This is a genomic window from Bacillus sp. CH_48 (assembly GCF_038008465.1).
GTDB classification, from domain to species: domain Bacteria; phylum Bacillota; class Bacilli; order Bacillales; family Bacillaceae_G; genus Bacillus_A; species Bacillus_A thuringiensis_S.
The window spans coordinates 2759243-2780064 of the sequence record NZ_JBBOZF010000001.1 but is presented as its reverse complement, the minus strand read 5'-3'; the positions used below and the strand labels follow the sequence as shown (position 1 = coordinate 2780064).

The window sequence follows — 20822 nt, the reverse complement described above, 5'->3', positions numbered from 1 at the left end:
CATTCTTCATGTTTTGACGACTGATTACACATTATCTATAAAACACTTATATAGAATAACTCTCTTTTTCATACAATACAATATATTATACTACAGTTTCATCAGTAAGATTTGCCAAAAAAATTATTCTTTTCTTATTTTATATCCATATACCATATATCAGCAATGTATTTTCGTAAATTCCTAATACATAATCGTTTATTGTAAGATTACTGGGAAAGGTATTTATACATATAGTAGGATGTAGATGAAGAAATAAGACGATAAAAAGCTCGCATAAGCGAGCTTTTTATTAATATACAGATGTATTGTTTTCTGACATGTTTTCTAAAATTTCTTTAACACGTCCTAAGAACTTACCACAGATTAAACCATCAAGTACGCGGTGATCAAGTGATAAACATAAGTTAACCATGTCACGAGCACCGAACATACCATTATCCATAATTACTGGGCGTTTTACAATTGATTCAACTTGTAAAATAGCCGCTTGTGGGTAATTAATAATACCCATAGATTGAACAGAACCGAATGATCCTGTGTTATTAATTGTAAATGTTCCACCTTGCATTTCGTCTGCTTTTAGCGATTTCGTGCGTACTTTTCCTGCAAGTTCTGTAATTTCACGAGCGATACCTTTAATTGTTTTCTCGTCCGCTTGCTTAATTACTGGTACAAATAATTCTTCCTCTGTTGCAACAGCGATAGAAAGGTTAATATCTTTCTTCTGAACAATTTTATCGCCAGCCCACATTGAATTAATTTGAGGATACTCTTTTAACGCTTGTGCCACTGCTTTTACGAAGAAAGCAAAGAACGTTAAGTTAAAGCCTTCACGCTTCTTAAAGTCACCTTTAATTGAGTTACGGTATGACACAAGGTTTGTCACATCTACTTCAATCATCATCCAAGCGTGTGGTGCTTCGTGTTTACTGCGTAACATGTTTGCTGCGATTGCTTTACGCACACCTGTTACTGGAATTTCAATATCTCCAGGCATTGTAGGTACAGAAACTGGTTTCGCAGCTTCTACTTTTTGCGCTACTGGTGCTGCTTTTGGTGCTTCTGGGCGAGCTTCTACTACTACCGCTACAGCTTCCTCTTTCTTCGCACCTGCTTGTGGAATATTTCCAGATTCCACTAGCTTTAAAATATCTTTACGAGTGATACGGCCGTTTGCTCCCGTACCCTCTACTAAATCTAAATCAACGTTATGCTCACCCGCAAGTTTTAACACAGCTGGTGAAAAACGTGGTTTTCCATCAGTTGGTTGTTTTACTTTCGGTGCTTTTTCAGGCGTAATTGCTGCTGCCTTTGGTTCTTCTTTCGTTTTTTCCTCAACAGCTGTTGCTGCTACTTCGTCTGCGCCTTCTACTTGAATCACACAAACTACTTCACCTACAGCTAACGTATCACCTTCACCAGCGATTAACTCTTTCACAATACCAGTGAAAGAAGATGGTACTTCAGCATTTACTTTATCAGTCATTACTTCTGCAAGCGGATCATACTTGTTTACGTGATCGCCAACATTAACGAGCCATTTACTAATTGTGCCCTCTGTAACGCTCTCCCCGAGCTGAGGCATTGTAATATTTTCTACAGCCATGTATAGTCCCCCCGATTAAAATTCCGCAAGTTCACGCATTGCTTTTTCAACTTTATCTGGATTTACCATAAAGAATTTTTCCATTGTTGGTGCATATGGCATTGCTGGAACGTCTGGACCTGCAAGACGTGCGATTGGCGCATCTAAATCAAATAGACAGTTTTCAGCAATAATTGCTGCCACTTCACTCATAATGCTTCCTTCTTTATTGTCTTCTGTTACAAGAAGAACTTTACCTGTTTTAGAAGCTGCTTCAATGATTGCTTCTTTATCTAATGGATATACAGTACGTAAATCAAGAATGTGTGCAGAGATGCCATCTTGTGCTAACTTTTCAGCTGCTTGAAGAGCAAAATGAACACATAATCCGTACGTGATAACTGTAATATCATCACCTTCACGTTTTACATCTGCTTTTCCGATTGGTAATACGTAGTCATCCTCCGGCACTTCACCTTTAATTAAACGATATGCACGTTTATGTTCGAAGAATAATACTGGATCTTCATCACGAATGGCTGCTTTTAATAAGCCTTTTGCATCATATGGTGTAGAAGGGATAACGATTTTTAAACCTGGTTGGTTTGCAAACATCGCTTCTACAGATTGTGAATGATACAATGCACCGTGAACCCCCCCGCCAAATGGTGCACGGATTGTAACTGGACAAGTCCAATCATTATTAGAACGATAACGAATTTTTGCTGCCTCAGAAACAATTTGGTTTACTGCTGGCATGATGAAATCAGCAAACTGCATTTCAGCGATTGGACGCATACCATACATTGCTGCACCAATTGCTACCCCAGCAATTGCAGATTCTGCAAGCGGTGCATCAAGCGCACGATCTTCACCAAATTGATCATACAAACCGTGTGTCGCTTTAAACACGCCACCTTTTTTACCAACATCTTCTCCTAAAACGAATACTTTCTCATCGCGTTCCATTTCTTCGCGCATTGCTAATGTAATAGCATCAATATAAGACATTACAGCCATGAAACGTTCCCCCCTATTCTGCGTATACGTGCTTCAATGCATCTTCAGGTGCTGCATACGGAGCATTTTCTGCATATTCTGTTGCTTCATTTACGATATGCATAATTTCGTCTAACATTTGTTTTTCCGATTCCTCAGTTAACACACCAGCTTCTTTTAAATAAGCCGCGAATGTTATAATTGAATCTTTTTTCTTTGCTTCTTCTACTTCTTCTTTATCACGATAAACACGATCATCATCGTCACTAGAATGTGCTGTTAAACGATATGATACTGTTTCAATTAAAGTTGGGCCTTCACCACGACGACCGCGATCTGCTGCTTCTTTTACAGCTTTATATACTGCAAGCGGATCGTTTCCGTCTATTGTATATCCAGGCATACCATAACCAATTGCACGATCTGATACGTTTTTACATGCTAATTGTTTTTCAACCGGAATAGAGATTGCATATTTGTTATTTTCACACATAAAAATAACAGGTAGTTTGTGTACACCAGCAAAGTTTGCCCCTTCATGGAAGTCACCTTGGTTTGAAGAACCTTCTCCAAATGTAACGAACGTTACTAAATCTTTCTTCTCCATTTTTCCAGCTAGTGCAATACCAACTGCATGTGGTACTTGCGTTGTTACTGGAGATGAACCTGTAACAATACGATTTTTCTTTTGACCGAAGTGACCAGGCATTTGACGACCACCAGAGTTTGGATCTCCAGCTTTCGCGAAAGCAGACAACATAAGCTCTTTAGCTGTCATACCAAATGCTAGTACAACCCCCATATCACGATAGTATGGTAATGCATAATCTTTCTCTCTATCAAGAGCGAACGCCGCTCCAACTTGTGCAGCCTCTTGTCCTTGACAAGAAATTACGAATGGAATTTTACCAGCGCGGTTTAATAACCACATACGTTCGTCGATTTTACGTGCAAGTAACATCGTACGGAACATTTCTAATACTTGCTCATCACTTAAGCCAAGCTCTTCATGGCGCTTTTCTTTTACTTCTGCCATTTTTCATAACCTCCTAAATCCACATTTTTATGCGTGTAACGCTCTTCCATCTACAGCAAGTGCTGCTTCACCAATCGCCTCAGATAATGATGGATGCGGATGAATTGTATGTGCTACTTCCCAAGGTGTTGCATCAAGTACTCTTGCAAGACCAGCTTCAGAAATCATATCTGTTACATGTGGTCCAATCATATGAACACCAAGAATGTCATTTGTCTCTTCATCAACTACAAGTTTTACGAAACCATCTGATTCTCCGTATACAAGTGCTTTTCCGATTGCGCGGAATGAGAACTTACCTACTTTTAACTTATAGCCTTTTTCTTTCGCTTCTTGTTCTGTTAAGCCAACAGAAGCAACTTCTGGACTGCTATATACGCATTTTGATACCATAGAGTAATCAATTGGTGTAACTTCTTTCCCTGCAATATGTTCTACTGCAGCAATTCCTTCATGAGAAGCAACGTGAGCAAGTTGCAAACCACCGATTACATCTCCAATTGCGTAAATATGCGATTCTTTCGTTTGATAAAACTCATTTGTTTGAATGTATCCTTTTTCCACAACGATATCTGTGTTCTCTAAGCCAATATTTTGCGTATTCGCTTGTCTTCCAACAGATACAAGCATTTTTTCAGCTTTAAATTCTTTATTCTCACCGTTATGTTCAGCTTGGATTGTTACTCCATTATCTTTTACCAATGTTTCTGGTAATACTTTTGCACCAGTTACCACTTTAATACCTTTTTTCTTGAATAGACGTTGCATTTCTTTTGAAACGTCTTGATCTTCTAGTGGTAATATCGTTTTTGCATACTCTAATACTGTAACTTCTACACCGAAGTCAGCAAGCATAGATGCCCACTCAATACCGATTACACCGCCACCAACGATAATAATCGAACTAGGAAGCGTTTCCATTTTTAGGGCATGATCCGAAGACATTACGTATTCTCCATCTAATTCTAAACCTGGTAATGAATTTGGACGAGAACCTGTTGCAACAAGTACATTTTTTGGAATTAACATTTCATTCTCTTCTCCACTTGCAAGTTCAACTGAAATTGTCCCTGGCATAGGAGAGAAAATAGACGGGCCAAGAATACGACCAATACCTTCAAACACATCAATTTTACCTTGTTTCATTAAATGTTGAACGCCTTTATGAAGCTGCGTTACAATCTTCTCTTTACGCTCTTGTACTTTCGCAAAGTTTAGTTCTACATTGCTTGCAATAACTCCGAACTCTTCGCTTTTTTTAGCAGTTGCATATACTTCCGCACTACGTAAAAGAGCTTTACTAGGAATACATCCTTTGTGTAAACAAGTACCACCAAGATTTTCTTTTTCGACTAGTGCTGTTTTTAATCCTAATTGTGATGCACGAATTGCAGCAACATATCCACCAGTACCGCCGCCAACGATGACTAAATCATATTCTTTTGCCATTATCTCAACCCCTAGCTACCGTTTCTTTTTCACGTACAACGTATTCTTTTGGAGCTTCTTCTTCACGTAACACACGAAGTGCTCCTTCTGCTAACGCTTCTAACTCATCTTCGCCTGGATGTACGATAACATCTGCAATCCAGTCCACTCGCTCTTTTATTTCATCGACAAGAATTTTACTGTATGCCAGTCCACCAGTTAATACGATTGCATCGATTTTCCCGTGAAGTACAGCGCTAGCTCCGCCAATCTCTTTTGCAACTTGATATGCCATTGCCTTATAAATAAGAGTTGCTTCAGGATCACCTTTTTCAACCATTTTCTCTACTTTAATCGCATCATTTGTACCGATTAAACTTACAAGTCCACCTTGTCCGACAAGTTTTTTAATCATTTCATCACGGTAATACTCACCAGAGAAACACATTTCTACTAGTTGCCCTACTGGTACTGTACCAGCGCGCTCTGGACTAAATGGTCCTTCTCCGTTTAAACCGTTATTCACATCGACTACTCTTCCTTTTTTATGAGCACCAACTGTAATGCCACCGCCCATATGTGTAACTAATAAATTTAAATCCTCGTATTTGTGATTTAACTGTTCAGCTACTTTACGAGCAACTGCTTTTTGATTTAATGCATGGAAGATACTTTTGCGTTCCATACCAGCAATGCCACTTATACGAGCAACCGGCTCCATCTCATCTACAACGACAGGATCCACAATGAATGCAGGGATATTTAATCCAGAAGCAATTTCATATGCCAAAATGCCTCCAAGGTTTGAAGCGTGATGACCGCTAAAGCCATTTTTCAAATCTTCTAACATCGCATCGTTTACTGTATAAGTACCGCCTTCGATTGGACGAAGTAATCCACCACGTCCACAAACAGCGTTTAATTTTGAAATGTTAATACCATGAGAATGTAGAACTTCTAAAATCGTTTCTTTTCGAAACTCATATTGGTCGATAATTCGCTTATATTTTCCAATCTGTTCTACGTCATGACGAATCGTTTCTTCTAGAACGGGTCTTTCATTATCAAAAACACCAATTTTTGTGGATGTACTACCTGGGTTAATAACAAGAATTCGATTTACAGACAATGTTGCTACCTCCACTAATAAATTCAAAAGGAAGCGGAAACCTCATAAGAGGTAACCACACCTTTTGTAAAAGTTATATATGAATGATTAGCGACGGCTAATAATATCGTGACCGTTGCGTAAGTAAGTGCTACGAGAATTTTTCAAGCTTGCAATGCGCTCTTCAGCTAGACGATCTGCCGCTACATAAGTTGCTATGCCATCGCGTTTTGAAATTTCGATTACTTTTGCAATCGTGTCATAAATAGACTCAACACGTTTTAGTGCACGTTCTCTATTGTATCCATATAATTCGTCTGCTACGTTAATTACGCCACCTGCATTAATTACATAATCTGGTGCGTATACAATACCCATTTCATGAATGATGTCACCGTGACGATCTTCTTTTAATTGGTTATTTGCAGAACCTGCGATTACTTTTGCTTTAAGTTGTGGAATAGTTTCATCATTAACTGTTGCGCCTAATGCACATGGTGCGTAAATATCGCATTCAACACCGTAAATTTCATTTGGTTCAACTGCTGATGCACCGAATTCTTCTACAGCACGTTGTACAGCTTCTTTATTAATATCTGTAACGATTAATTTTGCTCCTTCAGCGTGTAAATGTTTGCATAGATGATATGCTACGTTACCAACGCCTTGAACAGCAATTACTTTTCCTTCTAAATTGTCAGTACCGAAAGCTTCTTTTGCAGCTGCTTTCATACCACGATAAACACCGTATGCAGTTACTGGAGATGGGTTACCAGAAGAACCGAATGATGGTGAGATACCTGTTACAAAGTCAGTTTCTTCGTGGATAATATCCATATCATCTACTGTTGTACCAACATCTTCAGCTGTAATGTATCGTCCGTTTAGTCCTTGGATATAACGTCCTAGTGCACGGAACATTGCTTCACTCTTATCTTTACGAGGATCACCGATAATTACTGTTTTCGCACCACCTAAGTTTAAACCAGCTGCTGCGTTTTTGTATGTCATCCCTTTTGCAAGACGCAATGCATCTTCAATCGCCGCTTCTTCAGAATCATATGTCCACATTCTTGTTCCACCAAGAGCCGGTCCAAGTGTTGTATCATGAATTGCAATAATTGCTTTTAAACCAGATTCTTTATCTTGACAAAATACCACTTGCTCATAATCATATTTTTCTAAGTATTCGAAGATTTCTAATGTCATTGTCGTTTCCCCCTAATGTTTTACCCTTTTTGGTTTATTTTGAAGCAGTCGCAACTGCCAATGCTAATGAATATACTTTTGTTTCTGCTGAATCAGCACGAGATGTTAAAACAACCGGTGCTTTTGCGCCAGCAATCATTGCTCCTACTTTTGCATCCGCAAAGTATACGAGTGATTTATATAGCACATTTCCAGCTTCAATCGTTGGGACGAGTAAAATATCTGCCTTACCTGCTACATCACTTACTATGCCTTTATGCTCTGCTGCAATTTGTGATACTGCATTATCTAAAGCAAGTGGTCCATCAACGATACAATCTTTAATTTGTCCGCGGCGATTCATTTGTGTTAACATCGCTGCATCAATTGTCGCCTGCATCGCTGGATTCACAACTTCTACTGCTGCAATTGGTGCCACTTTTGGCAAGTCGATTCCTATTGCCTGGGCAACTTCTACAGTATTTTGTATAATAGCAGCTTTTTGTGTTACATCAGGTGCGATGTTCATCGCTGCATCTGTAACGAAAATAAGACGATCATAATTTGGAACTTCAAATGCTGCTACATGTGAAAGTACGCTACCTTTACGTAGGCCCCACTCTTTGTTTAACACAGCCTTCAAAATATTCGCTGTTGGGATGTTCCCCTTCATAAGCACGTCTGCCTCACCATTTCTCACAGCTTTAACAGAAAGTTCTGCAGCCTCTGCATTAGACATTGCTGCAATCACTTCAACATGTTCTGAAGTTTGTAAACCATGTTCTTGTAGCATCCCCATTATTTTTTCTTGATTTCCATATAGACGAAATTGAGCTAGCTGTAATTTAATTGCTTTCGCTACAGCTTCAATTACTTCATGATCTTCAGCTACTGCTACAGCTACAGTTTTTTTAGGCTGTCCCGCTGCTTGATCAATTAAGTATTCTAACTTCATATTTTGTAATCAACCCTTTCCGTCGTCCCTCGTCTATTTATAAAGCAAATACCGTGCCAACTTTTAAAAGTGGTCTTACCAATAATGAAAACGCATTCAAAATGCAGTAAAATCAATACTTTGGAAAATAACAAAAGATTCTGTCTTATTTTGTCGCTTTTTGTATACCATGCAATAAATTGCACAGTACGCAATTTATTGCATGCTATTTTTTGCATGGTCATACTTTTCTAGCTTATAATATAAATTTCGTACGGAAATTCCTAACGCTTTTGCAGTTTGTGTTTTATTCCCATCAAATCTCTCCAAATATTCATGAATAATATTCCCTTCAAACTCTGTCACTAAATGTTCAAGTGGCTTTTCTTCTAATTCAGGTAATAAATGAGATTGCTTTGACTCCACCTGCTCTTCGTTATGTAATGGTGGTAAATGTTGTACATCAATATATATCTCGTTATAATTCATAAAAATAATCGCTCGTCCTAAAATATTTTCAAGTTCTCTCACATTCCCTGGCCATTCGTATGATTGTAAATATAAAATAGCTGAATCAGTGAGCCCTTCTACATTACGACCATAATCTTGATTAATTTTTTGAATCAACCTGTCCGCAATTTTCGGTATATCTCCTTTACGTTGACGAAGAGATGGAATTTGAATTGGAATTTTATTTAATCGATAATATAAATCCTCCCTAAACTTCCCTTCTAGAATAGCCTTTTCTAAATTCACATGTGTCGCTGCAATTACTCGAACATTAATAGGTATCGCTTTCGTTCCACCAACTTTTACAATTTCTTTTTCCTGCAATACACGAAGGAGTTTCGCTTGTGTATTTGCAGATAACTCCCCTATTTCATCTAAAAAAATACTACCGTTATTCGCTTCCTCAAAGAACCCACGTTTCCCGCCTCTTTTCGCTCCAGAAAACGCCCCTTCCTCATAACCAAATAATTCACTTTCTAACAACGTCTCCGAAATGGCCGCACAGTTTACACGGACGAACTTATTGTATTTTCGATTACTTCCATTATGGATTGCATGGGCAAACAATTCTTTACCAGTCCCAGATTCACCGCGTAACAGTACCGTTGCCGGTGTATTCGCTCCTAGCTTCGCCTGTTCGATAGCTGCAGTTGTTTCATCTGAATTTCCGACAATATCATCAAAAGAATATTTCGCTTCTAATGTGCGAATGATTTGCCTCGCTCTATTCAATTCATTTGTTAACTTTTGAATTTCCGACACGTCACGGATAACGCCGACGCTTCCTTTCAATATTCCATCCACAATAACTGGCGCTACGTTTACAATTACATCGCGCTTTTTTTGCCCAATCTTCATATGTATTCCGCGCACCGCACGACGCGTTCGAAGTACTTTCATATGCATACTTTCGCCTTCTACAATATCAGTTGTAGCAGGCTTCCCAATAATATCTTCTTCTGTTAAACCCGTTAATTTCGTATATGCCGGGTTAATGACTAAACCTCTTCCTTTTTCATCCACAACCGAAATCGCTTCTTCAGATGAGTTAATAATCGCCTCTAATAGTGTTTGAATTTCTTTTAAGTCTGTAACTTCTTCCGCTAAATCTACAACTTCTGTTATATCTTTAAAAATTGCAAATGCCCCTTGTACCTCTCCGCCCTCTTTTAATATCGGTATACGCGTTGTAATAATTTTCTTTCCATTCTCTAATGTTAGTTCATAATTTACTTCTATTTGTTTCGTACGTATAATGCGAAGTAATTTACTAGTCGGAATAACTTCTAAAATATATTTTCCTATCGCCTCTTCTTTTTTATATCCGATAATACGCTCTGCACTTTTATTAAAAAGACGAACTTGTCCCTCTTGATCAATTACGATCATGCCGTCATGCGTAGAATTTAAAATTAATTCTCCTTGTTGCGTTTGTTCCTCTAACCGCCCAATTAACCCTTCCTTCTCATGCGCTAATCCTGTAACAATTTTTGCAATATCACCTGGTATAAGAAGAGTGTCTTTTTTCTTTTTTTCCAATAAAACTTTATGTACATCATCTTCACCTGTCATATCAAATATTACATCGATATGCATAGAAAGAAATGGAGTTACACTTTCTCCAATTGCAATTCCATATTCCTTAGCAATTTGTAATCCTTTTGCCAACGGATTTATATCAATAATCCCTATAATTTGAAATATATTCGAACTATATAACAGATTCAGCAGTGCGCTCCCGCCTTCACCTGCACCAACAATTAATACTTTTTGTTTCATATATTACACTTCCTCTCGAAGTAACTCTGCAAATTTTTTCACACCCTTATCTTACTCGTTCAACCCCCTCTTGACAAACCCCCTTTTCATATAACATCATTAAAATAAACAAAATAATCTGAAAAGGAGCGTTTATATGCAGCGTTACCTTGCTCTATCATTAGCACTCATCCCTATTTCATTAGCTGTGTTTGGTATAAAGTTAATGAGAGATACTGTATTCGGGATTCTATTTCCACCAATCTCTATACTGTGGTTACAATTTTTAATCGGCGCTCTCTGCTTCGGGCTCGGGTTTTATATTTTTGGTGGCTTCGTCGTACACCGAGATCGTAAACGAAATAAAGTACAAGCTCGCTTCAGAAGATAGGAATGCCCCACTATTTATAAATAAAAAAATGAGACCGTTACACGCGGTCTCATTTTTTTATCGGCAATAACGTTCTTGCCGTTTCAGGGTAATCAGTAATAATCGCCGATATATTCATATCAAAATATTTACGCATAAGCGTTTCTTCATTAATTGTATAAGGGCGAACCTCTACACCACTTTCCATCGTTAGTTCAGCAATAGCATCTTGAAGGTAACGATAATTCGGATGTACTGCTGTAGCCCCCATTTTTTTCGCGTATGCCCACGGACTATGCAAACCTTCGCGATATAAAATTGCAGTTTGAATATCAGGAGCCATCATATGGCACCGTTTCATACTGTAGTGATTAAACGAAGAAAATACAACGCGATCCTCTAAACTAAATTTCCGTACAAGCGTTATAACTTCTTCCTCTAAACCTCTATATGGAATTTTATTATTTTTAAGTTCAATATTAAGTAGCAAACTCGTTTGTTCAAGCCACTCTAATACCTCTTCTAAAAGTGGTATTTTACAAAAACCTACTTTATCACCAAATTTATAACTTGCATCTAACTTACATAAGTCCTCATATACATAATTCCGAACCGCACCTTTTCCATTTGTAGTCCGGTCCACCGTTTCATCATGAATGACGACAACTTTTCCATCTTTCGTTAATTGAACATCAAGTTCAATTCCATCCGCTCTAAAAGACTCAGCCGCTTCAAATGAAAGCATTGTATTTTCTGGGTACGTTCCAGCCGCACCACGATGCGCAAATATAAGAGTCATCCTCACTCCCCCAATCTTATGCTATACTATACGAAAAAGGAGGTACTTCTATGAGACCATTGCAAATTTCTCCAGATACTGCAGTCCGCTTATCAAAAGCACTAGGTGTTCCACTTGAACAACTCATGCATATGCCGCAACACATTTTAATTCAAAAGCTAGTTGAATTAGAAAAACAAAATAAAGACGAAGAATAATACAGTCCTGTTTTGCAGGGCTTTTTATTATTTTCTATTATATCACGGATGACTTCCCTGCTAAAATCCTTTAACAGATGTGCTACGATGCGATTTAGCCGTTCCTTTATTATTTTTGTTACAAATCATAAAGAAAGCAGACTATTTATTTATAAGCCCCCATTGCGTCCTTAAACACGATCATAAAAAACTAGAAGCCCTTTATATTATTTTTTATTGAACGTGCGGAGCATCCCCTGATTCGTATAGTTCTTTCGCTTTTTCCTCCCCGAATGTAGTTAAAATATAATGTTGCTCTTCTACCGCATCCATCGCTCTAGTTGCTTTACAAACGTTATCTTCTTGAACATCCGAGAAATAATTGTGATCTTCTACAATTTTACTAAAATCTTTTTGTGCCCATCTATTAGCAATTGCTAATAGCTCATTTTTCTTCGAAAAGCTACTCTTATTTATGATTTCTTTTAATTTTTTAGCATTATTTTGAATCATTGGGATAGAGCCCGATTTTCGTTCTGCCACCACTTTTTGATGAGTCATGCGATGCATCGCTGTAATGACTTCTCTTTCAGTAGAATTTTCAGTAACATACACATCAACAAAGACCCCATCTACCTCTCTACCTACTATTGTTTGGTCTTCTTTTTTATCTATTTGAGCGCTCACTTCTTTATCTACTGGATTATCGGCAAGTTCTAACATCCCAAATGTAACTGCAATAGCAAGAACTCCCATAGCTGCTACTATTCCTAGCCAAGTTGAAATTTTATTTTTCATTCCCCTTCCCCCTATCTATATCTATTTAATTGTCTTATAAAAAAACTCACTTACATGTAATATTACTAAAAATAGGTTTTATTTTCCATAATATCAAATAATCTCTTTTTCTAAACAAAATAAAAAAACCAACGAATTATAACATTCATTGGTCTTTCATTAAAAAGTTTATTAGTTTTAAAATTACTGTCGAGTATAGAGTTCCAGCATGCATCGGTTTTACTAAAACAAAAACCCTTTTCTACTTCTACTCTCAGCTAGCTTTATGTTCAAGTCTCAGCTTATCCGCAACCATTGCGATAAACTCAGAATTCGTAGGTTTTGCTTTTGACATGGATACTGTATAACCGAATAAGGACGAAATAGAATCAATATTCCCACGGCTCCACGCTACTTCAATCGCGTGACGAATTGCGCGCTCCACACGGCTTGCTGTTGTATTATATTTCTTTGCGATATCTGGATACAATACTTTCGTAATCGATCCTAATAATTCGATATCGTTGTATACCATGGAGATTGCTTCTCGTAAATACATATATCCTTTAATATGAGCGGGTACACCAATTTCATGAATGATACTCGTAATACTCGCATCTAAGTTTTTCGGTTTTCCATCTACTGTTGTTGCTGATCGGAATGATGGTAGTGGACGTTTAATCATAGCGTTTGCTTTACCACTCACTTGACGAATATGACTCGTTAAATTCTCCATATCAAATGGTTTTAATATGAAATATGAGGCACCTAAGTCAACTGCTTTTTTCGTCACATCTTCTTGCCCGAATGCTGTCAACATAATTACGCTAGGCTGTTTTAACCTTTCAATATGTCGCATTTTTTCCAATACAGCTAAACCATCTAAGTGTGGCATAATAATGTCTAAAACGAGTACATCAGGTTGCTTATCTGCTAATAAGTTTAAACACTCTTGACCATTATAAGCAGTACCGATTACTTCCATATCATCTTGAGCAGCTACATAGCTCTCTAACATTGATACTAGTTCTTTATTATCATCCACAAGACATACTTTAATTTTCTCCACAGCTTTTCCTCCCTTACCGAATCGATTCTCCGACATGTGTATCCTTCTAGGCTACATGAATTGTTCGACAATTGTGTGAAAATTCCCTTTTAAAGTTTCTTACTTTCCGATAAAATCACAAAAAAATATGTTTATCGTTCATTTATTCCCTTTCGCAACACATTCCATCATAGAAATACAACGAAACGTTCAACCCTTTTCTTTTATTTTACAACAAAAAACACCTCTTGCGGAGCTTTTACAAAATTTCAACGAATTTTTCAACAGAAAAAGCGAGCTAATATATATATTAGCTCGCTTTTTTCTCTTGATCATAAATATTAATTCCAGCTTGATGTAACATCCATTCAATATGAACACCATATCCTGATGTTGGATCATTTACAAATACATGCGTAACAGCACCAATTACTTTTCCATTTTGTACAATTGGACTTCCGCTCATCCCTTGTACGATACCGCCCGTTTTCGCTAATAGACGTTTATCTGTTACTTTTATTACCATACCCTTTGTGGCTGGGAATTTTTGTTGCACTGTACTAACAACTTCAATATCAAACGCTTCTACTTTATCTTGATCAATAACTGTTAATATTTTTGCCGGTCCTTCTTTTACTTGATGAGATAATGCGATAGGCATCGCTTTATCCATTATACCGTTTTTCATATTCGTATTTAATTTGCCAAAAATACCATATGGACTATTAATTGTAATATTGCCAATCACTTCACGATCTGGTGAGAATCTTGCTAATTTCTCCCCTGGATTCCCATGACTACCTCTTTCAATTGATGTGACTGTCGAGCGCATAATTTGTCCATCTTCGACTTGAATCGGCTTTTTCGTATCATTATCAGAAATAACATGACCAAGTGCCCCGTATTTCATAGAATCTGGATGAACAAATGTCATCGTTCCAATTCCAGCTGCCGAATCACGGATATACAAGCCAATTCGATAAGACGATTCACCGTTGTCTTTTTGTGGAGTTAGCTTCGTACGAATATATTTTCCATCTCTTAACAATACAAGATTAAGCGGTTCACCTGTTTCTCCACTATTATGAATAAACGGTGCTACATCACTCATTCTTTCAATTGTTTTACCATTAATTTCAGTAATCATATCTCCAATTTGTACACCTGCTGTTTCACCAGGAGATATTTTACCCTTTTCAGTTTGAATTAAATGATGGCCTACAACAAGTACACCTTTTGTATTTAATTTCACACCAATTGATTGTCCACCTGGAATTACTTTAAAATCTTTTAACACTTTCACATTTACTTTTTTCACTGGAAAACCAGCAAGCTGAAATACCATATCAGCTTCACCATTTTGATGAGAATTTACCATAAGTCCTTGTTTTTGTTCATTCGAACTCACTGTAAATACATGACGATTTGTGGATGAAGCTTTGAAAACTGGTAATGATGATATTTCTGATTGTTGTCCTTCAAAAACAACAAGTTGTTTCGGTGATGAAATAAACGTTCGAAGCGGTTTAAAACATCCAATAAAAACTAAAGAAACAAGGAGACAAAGACCTATTATTTTTCGAAATTTTTCTAATTTCAACTTGTTCACTCTCCTCGCTCCTACCCCACATTCAGCCTCTTGGCTTCACTTTTTAATCTCTCCTTGCAGTGCATTATTTATAACCGGAAGAATTAAGAAATCGTCATTTGAGAAAAAAAGCTATCCATTACTGGATAGCCTCTGCTGTCTGTTTAAAATGATGCGCTTGCGTAAGTAATTCTTTCGCATGCTCTGTCGTTAAATCTGTGATTTCTACACCAGAAATCATTCGAGCTATTTCTGTTACTTTATCCTCCATAGTTAAAACAGTAACTGATGTAATTGTCCGATCATTCGCTACTTGTTTTCGAATAAATAAATGTGAATCCGCCATTGAAGCTACTTGAGGTAAGTGCGTAATACAAAGTACTTGCGAGTTTACTGATACTCGATAAATTTTTTCCGCAATAGCCTGTGCGACTCGGCCACTTACACCCGTATCCACTTCATCAAAAATAACAGATGCAACCCCTTGATGCTTAGAAAAAATGCTTTTTAAAGCTAAAATAATACGAGATAACTCTCCGCCAGAAGCAACCTTTGAAAGTGGTTTTAGCGGCTCTCCTGGGTTCGTTGAAATATAAAATTCCACATGATCGTAACCATCCACCGTAAGTCTTACCGGTGCACCTTCCACAAGGGGTTCTTCTGCATTTCCTGCTCTCTTCATAATTCGCACTTCAAATTTCGTTTTTTCCATATATAATTCTTTTAATTCCTGATGAATTGCATTTGTAAGATGTTCTGCAAGCTCATGACGCATATTACTTAACAACGTTGCTTCTTTCAGAATAACACTCTCTAATTCCTTCAACTGTTTCTTCGTCGTTTCAATATGAACGTCTTTATTTTCAATTGTAAAAATTTCCTGTTCAATTTTATCTGCATACGCTAAAATCTCTTCTACAGTATTTCCATATTTTCTCTTTAGCATACGAATTTCATTCAAACGTGTTTCGATTTCATCTAAACGATTTGGATCATATTCCATCATATCGAGCTTTTCTCTCAGTTGATAGGCAACCTCTTCTAATAAGTAATAGCTATTTGCAATTGAATCATAATTCTCTTGATACATTTCATCTAAATGTGTAATACTTTCCATTTGTCCCATTGCACTTCTTACATTATCTAACCCTTGTCCGTCGGCACTTAACGAACGATATGCATCACCTAACGCTTTATAAATCTTTTCAAAATTAGAAATTTGCAATCGTTCCTCAGTTAATTCATTTTCTTCATCCATCTTTAAATCTGCCTTGCGAATTTCTTCATGCTGAAATTGAATTAAATCTAAGCGATGTGCCATTTGTTGTTCATTTTCACTTAACGATTTCAATTGTTTTTTTAATTTTTCATAGTCAGCGTATACATTTTGATATATGTCTAATTGTTTAACGATTCGATCCCCATCAAAGTGATCAAGCATAAACAGATGTCGTTCTTCATTCATTAAATCTTGCGTTTCGTGCTGTCCATGAATATCAACAAGTGATTTCCCAATTTCTTTTAATATGCTAAGTGTAACAAGCTTCCCATTTACACGACATACACTCTTTCCGTTCGCAGCAATATCACGCTTTAAAATAATCATGCCATCTTCTATTTCTATATCTAACTCTTCTGCCTTTTCAATACATGGATGCTTCTCATCTTCAACATAAAATAGCCCTTCAATCTCAGCCTTTTCTGTTCCATATCGAACAAATTCTGCTGATCCACGGCCACCTACAAGTAAACTAATCGCATCAATAATAATCGATTTTCCGGCCCCTGTTTCACCGCTTAAAACCGTTAAACCTTTTTGAAAAGAAATATTTAATGCTTCAATAATAGCAAAGTTTCTAATCGATAATTCCGATAACAATGCCCCATTCACCTCGTTATAAAATAATCCCTTACTAAAGGATTTTCTCAGTTCTTCATTCAAATAATCATGTTATATATTTGTATGTATATACTCTTCTAACCCGCTTCATTGTACCAAACATTTGTTTTACGGGTCAATCCATCTATTTTCTAACTTTATGCAAACAAAATATTATATTACAATTGAAAATTCATATTTTTAACCAATAAAAATATCTTGTTCACTTTCCACTTTACGATGGAAAGCAAACAAGATTTTTTGTTACAACATATTTAAGAAACGATCAGAGACAACACCTGTATCGTCAGGTGTACGGCAAATAATTAAGCAAGTATCATCACCACAGATGGTTCCGATGATCTCATCCCACTCTAAATGATCAATAAGTGCTCCAAGTGAATGAGCGTTACCAGGCAATGTTTTTAGCACAAGCATATGTCCTGCCGTGTCTAATTTTACAAATGAATCCACTAGATTTCGTTTTAATTTTTGTAACGGGTTAAATCGTTGATCTGCTGGCAAGCTATATTTATAGCGCCCATCATGTAATGGCACCTTCACTAAGTGCAGTTCTTTAATATCGCGCGATACTGTTGCTTGCGTTACATTAAATCCCTCATTACGTAAAATATCAACTAATTCATCTTGTGTTTCAATTTCTTTGTTTGCAATAATTTCCCTGATTTTAATATGGCGCTGACCTTTATTCATACATTTGCACCTCACACTATCTCTTACCATAGTTTAAACATTGGTATACTTCACTTATTTATGTTAACTTATAATTCGTTTCTTGTACACAATTGTTTTTACAATCATTATACAATTACAGCAAAAAGAGGAACAACATATGTTATTCCCCTTTCCCTTTTTGTTTTAGAACGTCATGCGCTTCTGTAACAACTTGCTCTATAGAAATCGGAGAATGATTTTCGCCATTCTCACGTTCACCATGCCATTTCAGATGAATTAAAAATTCAATATTACCGTCTCCACCCGTAATTGGTGAAAATGTTAAACCTTCCACATCATAGCCTTCTTTTAAAGCAAACTCGACAATCATTTCTACAACAGCTTCATGTACTTTTCTATCACGAACGATACCTTTTTTCCCAACTTGCTCTCTTCCAGCTTCAAACTGTGGTTTAATTAACGCCGCTACATCTCCGTTAGGCATAAGCATTGTTTTTAAAACTGGCAGTATAAGCTTTAATGATATAAATGAAACATCAATACTTGCAAATTGAGGTAAACCACGTTCTAAGTCTGCTGGTGTCACGTAACGGAAATTTGTTCGTTCCATTACAACAACACGCTCATCTTGACGTAATTTCCACGCTAGTTGATTGTATCCTACATCTAATGCATAAGATAATTTCGCTCCATTTTGAAGCGCACAATCTGTAAAGCCACCAGTTGATGAACCAATATCTATCATAACTTTATCTTGTAAATCAAGATGAAATGTCTCTAATGCCTTTTCAAGTTTATAACCACCACGACTTACATACGGCATAACTTGTCCCTTCACCGTAATCTCAGTATCTTGCGAGATTTTCTCTCCTGGCTTATCAAGTCTCATTTCATTTGCATATACGAGTCCCGCCATAATGGCGCGCTTTGCTTTCTCACGCGTTTCTATAAGTCCTCGCTCTACTAATAGTACATCTACTCTTTCTTTTTTTACGCTCATTTGTTACGCCCTTTTTTGTTTTGATGGAATCATTGTATGAATACGGTCTACGACAGCATCTGTCGTTAAACCAATTTCTTCTAATAATTTTGTTACACTTCCGTGCTCTATGAAGCGGTCTGGAATACCCATTCGTTCAACTAATGCACTATGGTAACCATTTTCAGATGCAAATTCAACTACTCCTGTTCCAAAACCACCAATTAAACAAGCTTCTTCAATCGTTAAAATCGGTATATTCTTTCCTAGAAGATCATGTAAATATGCTTCATCCATTGGTTTAATAAAGCGAGCATTCACTACTTTCACTGAAACTCCAGCTTTTTCAAGACGCTCAGCGGCTTCCATCGCCATTGGTATTGTCGTACCAAACGTTAAAATAGCTGCTTGTGTACCCTCTTTTAACGTCTCCCACGTACCGATCGGAATCGCCTTTAATTCTTCATCCATATGAACGCCAAGTCCATTACCGCGCGCATAACGCAATGCGATTGGTCCATCTTCATATTGCATCGCCGTATAAACTAAATGTTGCCCTTCATTTTCATCTTTCGGCATCATAAGCACCATATTTGGCAAGTGACGTAAGAATGAGATATCAAATACGCCTTGATGCGTTTCACCATCTGCTCCTACTAATCCTGAGCGATCTATTCCAATGAAAACATTTAAATTTTGGCGGCATATATCATGAACAACTTGGTCATATGCTCTTTGTAGAAATGTCGAATAAATTGCTAAGAATGGCTTCATTCCTTGCGTTGCCATACCTGCTGCCATCGTTGTAGCATGCTGTTCTGCAATACCTACATCAATCATACGATTTGGGAATTCTTTTTGGAATTTCTCAAGTTTTGATCCAACAGGCATTGCAGGTGTAATTGCTACGATACGCTCATCCGCTCTCGCTAGCTTAAGTACTGTTTCACTAACAACAGCACTCCATGCTGGTGCAACTTCTTTCGGCTTAACAAAGTCACCTGATTCAATTTTATAAGGTCCTGTTCCATGCCAAGTTCCAATAACGTCACTCTCGGCCGGTTTATAACCTTTTCCTTTTTTCGTAATAACGTGAACAAGCACTGGGCCTTTTGTTTTCTTTGCATATTGCAACGTTTCGAATAGCTTTTCATAATCATGCCCATCGACTGGACCTAAATATGTAAAGCCTAACTCTTCGAAAAAGACACCAGATACTAGTAAATATTTAAGACTATCTTTTATTTTCTCTGCTGTCGCAGCCACTTTCCCGCCAACTGCTGGGATTTTCTTTAATATATACTCTAATTCATCTTTTACCCAGTGATATTTTCCTGCGGTACGTAAACGACCAAGTACATTATGGAGCGCACCAACGTTTGGTGCAATTGACATTTCATTATCATTCAAAATAACAATCATATCTGTCTTTTCATGTCCAATATGGTTCAATGCCTCTAAAGCCATTCCGCCTGTTAAAGCACCATCTCCAATAATTGGTATAACATATTCTTTCGTTTTCTTTAAATCACGTGCCAGAGCCATTCCCATTGCAGCCGATAACGATGTCGAGCTATGACCAGTTTCCCATACGTCGTGCTCACTCTCACAACGTTTCGGAAAACCACATAGGCCTTGATATTGCCTTAATGTACCAAACTCTTTCGCGCGTCCAGTTAAAATTTTATGTACATAGGATTGATGTCCTACATCCCATAAAAATTTATCTTGCGGGCTATCAAATAATTTATGCAGAGCAATTGTGAGTTCTACTACACCTAAATTAGGCGCAATATGTCCACCTGTTTGAGAGAGCTCTTCAATTAAAAACTTACGAATATCCTCACTCAATCCCTCTAGTTCACTGATAGACATATCTTTCAAAAAACTAGGGTTTTGAATTTGCGTTAGATCCACATGGATCACTCACTTTCATTTCATAATCTGTCAACATGTCAAAT

General features: G+C 37.2%; 18 protein-coding genes. 2 read left to right on the top strand and 16 right to left on the bottom strand.

Annotated elements, in window-relative coordinates; translation table 11 throughout:
- Nucleotides 1-292: 292 nt before the first annotated feature.
- From N2V92_RS14055 to N2V92_RS14020, 8 genes are all read right to left on the bottom strand, one after another.
- Nucleotides 293-1609: a dihydrolipoamide acetyltransferase family protein gene (locus N2V92_RS14055; protein ID WP_000257646.1), complete on the bottom strand. Its 1317-nt coding sequence runs from the start codon at nt 1607-1609 to the stop codon at nt 293-295.
- A gap of 15 nt (nt 1610-1624) precedes the next feature.
- Nucleotides 1625-2608: a 3-methyl-2-oxobutanoate dehydrogenase subunit beta gene (bfmBAB, locus tag N2V92_RS14050; protein WP_000290071.1), complete on the bottom strand. Its 984-nt coding sequence runs from the start codon at nt 2606-2608 to the stop codon at nt 1625-1627.
- A 13-nt stretch (nt 2609-2621) separates the two neighbouring features.
- On the bottom strand, nt 2622-3623 hold the full coding sequence (gene bfmBAA, locus N2V92_RS14045) for a 3-methyl-2-oxobutanoate dehydrogenase subunit alpha (RefSeq protein ID WP_000852551.1): 1002 nt from the start codon (nt 3621-3623) through the stop codon (nt 2622-2624).
- A gap of 27 nt (nt 3624-3650) precedes the next feature.
- Nucleotides 3651-5072 carry a dihydrolipoyl dehydrogenase gene (lpdA, locus tag N2V92_RS14040; protein WP_001051295.1) on the bottom strand — a complete coding sequence of 474 codons (1422 nt, stop codon included), beginning with the start codon at nt 5070-5072 and terminating at the stop codon, nt 3651-3653.
- Nucleotides 5073-5076: 4 nt separating this feature from the next.
- Nucleotides 5077-6180, bottom strand: coding sequence for a butyrate kinase (gene buk / locus N2V92_RS14035; RefSeq protein WP_000115782.1), 1104 nt, complete (start codon nt 6178-6180; stop codon nt 5077-5079).
- Between the two features lie 87 nt (nt 6181-6267).
- Nucleotides 6268-7368 (bottom strand): leucine dehydrogenase, encoded by a 1101-nt coding sequence (locus tag N2V92_RS14030; RefSeq protein WP_000171355.1) that lies wholly within the window; start codon nt 7366-7368, stop codon nt 6268-6270.
- A 34-nt stretch (nt 7369-7402) separates the two neighbouring features.
- Complete coding sequence (gene yqiS / locus N2V92_RS14025) at nt 7403-8302, bottom strand: phosphate butyryltransferase (RefSeq protein WP_000764674.1); 900 nt, start codon at nt 8300-8302, stop codon at nt 7403-7405.
- Between the two features lie 195 nt (nt 8303-8497).
- Nucleotides 8498-10570, bottom strand: a complete 2073-nt coding sequence (locus N2V92_RS14020) for a sigma-54 interaction domain-containing protein (RefSeq protein WP_000810981.1) — start codon at nt 10568-10570, stop codon at nt 8498-8500.
- Nucleotides 10571-10706: 136 nt separating this feature from the next.
- Between N2V92_RS14020 and N2V92_RS14015 the strand changes: the two genes are divergently transcribed.
- Entirely contained in the window at nt 10707-10940 is a 234-nt protein-coding gene (locus N2V92_RS14015) for a DUF2627 domain-containing protein (protein ID WP_001190195.1), read from the top strand.
- Nucleotides 10941-10989: 49 nt separating this feature from the next.
- Here the strand turns inward: N2V92_RS14015 and N2V92_RS14010 are convergent, their stop codons facing one another.
- Nucleotides 10990-11718 (bottom strand): glycerophosphodiester phosphodiesterase, encoded by a 729-nt coding sequence (locus N2V92_RS14010; RefSeq protein ID WP_000172594.1) that lies wholly within the window; start codon nt 11716-11718, stop codon nt 10990-10992.
- A 50-nt stretch (nt 11719-11768) separates the two neighbouring features.
- Here N2V92_RS14010 and N2V92_RS14005 point away from each other — a divergent pair, with 50 nt between their 5' ends.
- Nucleotides 11769-11915, top strand: a complete 147-nt coding sequence (locus N2V92_RS14005) for a YycC family protein (RefSeq protein WP_001247671.1) — start codon at nt 11769-11771, stop codon at nt 11913-11915.
- 213 nt (nt 11916-12128) lie between these two features.
- Here N2V92_RS14005 and N2V92_RS14000 read toward each other — a convergent pair whose 3' ends face one another.
- From N2V92_RS14000 to dxs, 7 genes are all read right to left on the bottom strand, one after another.
- Nucleotides 12129-12692, bottom strand: coding sequence for a PRK06770 family protein (locus tag N2V92_RS14000; RefSeq protein ID WP_000791083.1), 564 nt, complete (start codon nt 12690-12692; stop codon nt 12129-12131).
- Between the two features lie 253 nt (nt 12693-12945).
- Nucleotides 12946-13740 (bottom strand): sporulation transcription factor Spo0A, encoded by a 795-nt coding sequence (gene spo0A / locus N2V92_RS13995; RefSeq protein ID WP_014894889.1) that lies wholly within the window; start codon nt 13738-13740, stop codon nt 12946-12948.
- A 289-nt stretch (nt 13741-14029) separates the two neighbouring features.
- Nucleotides 14030-15328 carry a SpoIVB peptidase gene (gene spoIVB, locus N2V92_RS13990; protein ID WP_002000940.1) on the bottom strand — a complete coding sequence of 433 codons (1299 nt, stop codon included), beginning with the start codon at nt 15326-15328 and terminating at the stop codon, nt 14030-14032.
- A gap of 118 nt (nt 15329-15446) precedes the next feature.
- Nucleotides 15447-17186, bottom strand: a complete 1740-nt coding sequence (gene recN, locus N2V92_RS13985) for a DNA repair protein RecN (RefSeq protein ID WP_000947759.1) — start codon at nt 17184-17186, stop codon at nt 15447-15449.
- Nucleotides 17187-17450: 264 nt separating this feature from the next.
- Entirely contained in the window at nt 17451-17900 is a 450-nt protein-coding gene (argR, locus tag N2V92_RS13980) for an arginine repressor ArgR (RefSeq protein ID WP_001032580.1), read from the bottom strand.
- Nucleotides 17901-18042: 142 nt separating this feature from the next.
- A complete protein-coding gene (locus tag N2V92_RS13975) occupies nt 18043-18882 on the bottom strand; it encodes a TlyA family RNA methyltransferase (RefSeq protein ID WP_000111874.1) in 840 nt (279 codons plus the stop codon).
- A gap of 3 nt (nt 18883-18885) precedes the next feature.
- Entirely contained in the window at nt 18886-20778 is a 1893-nt protein-coding gene (gene dxs / locus N2V92_RS13970; protein WP_000366457.1) for a 1-deoxy-D-xylulose-5-phosphate synthase, read from the bottom strand.
- Between the last annotated feature and the right edge of the window lie 44 nt (nt 20779-20822).